Here is a 3,943-nt window from a genome sequence, read left to right on the forward strand (position 1 = left end):
GGGGCCGCGTCGCGACCCTGCCGAGGCGTTGCAGTGGAGGAGACCCGTTACTTGTCGGCGTCCGACGGCTCGGCGGCGTCGGTGACAACCGCGTCGGCGACCGCTGCCTCGACGGCGTCGACCGCAGCGTCGGCGTCGACGGCGGAAGCCTCTGCCTCTGCCTCGGCGACGGCTGTGTCGGTCGTGCCGGCAGCGGCGGCGACGGCCTCGTCGTGCGCAGCGGCACCGGCGGAGTCGGCCTCGGTCGCGGTCGCGGCCTGCGAGACGGCGGCGTCACCGGTGGCGGGGGCACCCTGCTCGAGAAGCTCGCGCTCCCAGTCGGCCAGGGGCTCGGCGTCTGCGGCCTCGTCGGTCGGCTGGTGACGCTGGATGAGGCCCTCGGCGGCGGCGTCGGCGATGATGCGCGTGAGCAGGCTCACCGAACGGATCGCGTCGTCGTTGCCGGGGATCGGGTACTGGAACTCGTCCGGGTCGGCGTTGGTGTCGAGGATGCCGATCACCGGGATGCCGAGCTTCGAGGCCTCGTCGATCGCGAGGTGCTCGCGCTTGGCGTCGACCACCCAGATCGCCGACGGCGTCTTCTGGAGGTTGCGGATGCCCCCGAGCGACTTGTGGAGCTTGTCGAGCTCGCGCTTCTTGAGCAGCAGCTCCTTCTTGGTGAAGCCGCTGGCCGCCGGGTCGTCGAAGTTGAGCTCTTCGAGCTCCTTCATGCGCGCGAGGCGCTTGGACACGGTCGAGAAGTTGGTGAGCAGACCGCCGAGCCAGCGCTGGTTCACGTAGGGCTGGCCGACACGCGTCGCCTGCTCGGCGATGACTTCCTGAGCCTGCTTCTTGGTGCCGACGAAGAGCACCGTGCCACCGTGGGCGACCGTCTCCTTGACGAACTCGTACGCCTTGTCGATGTACGTCAGCGACTGCTGCAGGTCGATGATGTGGATGCCGCTGCGCTCGGTGAGGATGAAGCGCTTGACTTTCGGGTTCCAGCGGCGGGTCTGGTGCCCGAAGTGGACGCCGCTGTCGAGCAGCTGGCGGATGGTGACGACGGCCATGGCCGTTCTCCTGTTCCGGCGCGTTCGCGCCCTGTTCCGGTTGTTCCTGCCGGCGGGGTTGCCGGCGAGCCTGGTGCCCGGCGCACGCCCGCCCCTCGCTCGTAGCCGGACGAGAGGACCGATGGGAGTGGATGCCGCGCTGCGGATGCAGCGCTCTGGGCACGCGGAGTCACCCCGACGAGCGGGGTGCAGGGTTCAGTGTACCAGTCGCGCCTCCTCCCCCGCGCGTCGCGAGACGCGCTTGTCCACCGATGCGACGGTCCCGCCGTGGAGAGGACTCCCGAGGCGAAAGGCTCGGACGATGACGGACGCGTGGTCGAGACGGTGGGCTCGTTCGGGCCGGGCGATGGCCCTGGGCGCCGTGCTCACCGCATCCGCTCTGCTGGTGGGCAGCGCGACACAGGCGAGCGGTGCGACCGTCTCACCCGAGCGGCCGGACCTCGCCGCCGCGGGATGGGCGTGGCCCGTGCGCGAGTTCCGGATCGATCGCGCCTTCGTCGCGCCGGCCCACGACTACGGACCCGGGCACCGTGGCATCGATGTTCGCCCGGTCGCGTCACCTGAGGTGCGGGCGCCGGCGGCGGGGATCGTCGCGTTCTCGGGGCAGGTCGCCGGGCGCGGCATCCTGACGATCGACCACGGCGGCGGGCTCGTGACGACCCTCGAGCCGATCGCGTCCGAACTCGTCGCGGGAGCGGGCGTCGAGCGAGGCGCCGCGGTGGGGACGGTCGCGCTCGGCGGTCACACGGATCCCGGCGTGCTGCACTTCGGTGTGCGTTTGGAGGGCGAGTACATCAACCCGATGCTGCTCCTGGGCGGCGTGCCGCGCGCGGTGCTGCTGCCCTGCTGCTGACGCCTCTCACGCGCGCGGGTGCGCGAGCCGGTACGCGGCGGCGAGCCGCTCGCTCGACACATGCGTGTAGATCTGCGTCGTTCCGAGGCTCGCGTGGCCGAGGATCTCCTGCACGGCGCGCAGGTCGGCGCCGCCGTCGAGCAGATGCGTCGCGGCGGAATGCCGGAGCGCATGCGGACCCGCGGCCGCGTTCAGCTCCGGCGCGAGCTCGCGCGAGACGAGGTCGTACACCGCGCGCGAGCCGATGCGGGCGCCACGCACACCCAGGAACACGGCGCGACCGTGGCCCTCACCGCCGGCACGCGCGGCGAGGACGGGACGCCCCCGCACGAGGTAGGCGTCGATCGCCCGCAGGGCGGGATCGCCGAACGGCACCACTCGGTCCTTCGACCCCTTGCCGACCACGCGGACCGTGCGCCGGTCGGGATCGAGGTCGTCGAGGTCGACGCCGCACAGCTCCGACACGCGCACCGCGGCGCCGTAGAGGAGTTCGAGGATGGCGTGATCGCGCAGCGCCACCGGATCGCCGTCGACGGCGGCATGCTCGAGACGCGCGAGGACCGCCGTCAGCGTGTCGGCGGTGGCCACGCGCGGCAGCGTGCGCCCGCGCTTGGGCGCGACCAGGCGCAGACTGGGGTCTGTGGGCAGCAGCCCGCTCTCGACCGCCCATGCGAAGAACCCCCGGACGGCCGCCGTGCGACGCGCGATCGTGGCCCGGCTGTCGCCGCGCTGGACCGCCTGCCACAGCCAGTCCCGGAGGTGCTCGAGATCGACGTCGGCGATCACGGCCGCTCCGCACGCCGCGGCGAGGCTCGCCAGATCGGATCGGTATGCCCGCACCGTCGCCGGCGACAGGCGCCTGACCTCGGCGAGGTGCCGCGTGTAGTCGGTCGCGGCGTCGTCGATCCTCATCCGTCCAGCATGCGCCGGGGCGGGCCCGGCGCGCGCGCGACGCTCCGGAGGCCGTTCGACGTGGAGCTCCCGCGGCATCATCCCGGTGATCTCATGAGCCTCCACTCGCCCGAAGCTGTCTCGACACGACGCTCCAGATGGAGCAGCCCGAGGATCGACACGACGTGGTCGGCCGCCATCCCCGCCCGGCGGGCGATATCGTCCGGGGTGCGCCACACCCCCGTGCTCAGCGCATCGCACACGCGCGCGGAGTCATCCGTCGCCGGCACCGCATCGCGCCGCTCGCCGACGGCGGCTGCCGTGAGCCCGATCAACTCCCGGACGTCCTGCCCGCTGGTGACGCACTCGGCGCCGCACTCGCGCAGGAGCCGGTGGCATCCCGCCGACGCGGCGGAGGTGACGGGACCCGGGACCGCGCCGAGCCCTCGGGAGAGGGCGGCGGCATGGCCGGCGGTGTTGAGCGATCCGCTGCGCCATCCGGCCTCCACGACGACTGTCGCATCCGTGATCGCCGCGATGAGCCGGTTGCGCTGGAGGAAGCGCCATTTCGTCGGCGCGGAGCCGCACGGCACCTCGCTCACGACAGCGCCGGTGCGGGCGATGTCGTCGATCAGCTGCGTGTGCCCTGCCGGGTACGCGCGGTCGGCGCCGCCCGCCAGAAGGGCCACCGTGAGCCCGCCGACGTTGAGCGCCGCACGATGCGCGGCACCGTCGATGCCGTACGCGCCGCCCGACACGACCGGGACGCCGCTTCCGGCGAGATCGGCGGCGATCTCCATCGCCACATGGTCGCCGTAGCGGGTGGCCGCGCGGGCTCCCACCACCGCGACGGAGGGCCGGAGCTCACTGAGCGCCGAGGCGCGACCGCGCACCCACAGGCACATCGGAGCATGGGGCCCTAGATCGTCGAGTTGATCCGGCCAGTCGGGGTCTCGGCGCGTGACGAGCTGCACACCTCGCGCCGTCGCGATCCGCAGCGCGTCACCCACAGCCTGCGCCGACAGCCGCGGCAGCCACCTCTTTCGGGCGTCCGAGAGCTCTCGCGGGCTGAGGTCGGCCGGCCGGTCGCCGGCGAGAACGGCAGCGAGGCCGCCTGCGGCGCCGTCGGCGGCCACGACCCGCCCGGCCA

General features: G+C 73.0%; 4 protein-coding genes. 1 reads left to right on the forward strand and 3 read right to left on the reverse strand.

The window, feature by feature from the left end; genetic code table 11:
• Window positions 1-47: 47 nt before the first annotated feature.
• Window positions 48-1,049 (reverse strand): 30S ribosomal protein S2, encoded by a 1,002-nt coding sequence (rpsB, locus tag EIO58_RS14045; RefSeq protein ID WP_127820057.1) that lies wholly within the window; start codon window positions 1,047-1,049, stop codon window positions 48-50.
• A gap of 301 nt (window positions 1,050-1,350) precedes the next feature.
• On the opposite strand from rpsB, the gene EIO58_RS14050 reads away from it, so the two are divergent.
• Window positions 1,351-1,902 (forward strand): murein hydrolase activator EnvC family protein, encoded by a 552-nt coding sequence (locus EIO58_RS14050; protein ID WP_240658861.1) that lies wholly within the window; start codon window positions 1,351-1,353, stop codon window positions 1,900-1,902.
• A gap of 6 nt (window positions 1,903-1,908) precedes the next feature.
• Here EIO58_RS14050 and EIO58_RS14055 read toward each other — a convergent pair whose 3' ends face one another.
• Both EIO58_RS14055 and dprA read right to left on the reverse strand, forming a co-directional pair.
• Window positions 1,909-2,814: a tyrosine recombinase XerC gene (locus EIO58_RS14055; protein WP_127820058.1), complete on the reverse strand. Its 906-nt coding sequence runs from the start codon at window positions 2,812-2,814 to the stop codon at window positions 1,909-1,911.
• Between the two features lie 77 nt (window positions 2,815-2,891).
• The coding region (gene dprA / locus EIO58_RS14060; RefSeq protein WP_127820059.1) for a DNA-processing protein DprA at window positions 2,892-3,943 on the reverse strand (1,052 nt) is incomplete at its 5' end.

The sequence above is a fragment of the Microbacterium sp. CPCC 204701 genome, from assembly GCF_004010105.1.
In the GTDB taxonomy this organism is placed as follows: domain Bacteria; phylum Actinomycetota; class Actinomycetes; order Actinomycetales; family Microbacteriaceae; genus Microbacterium.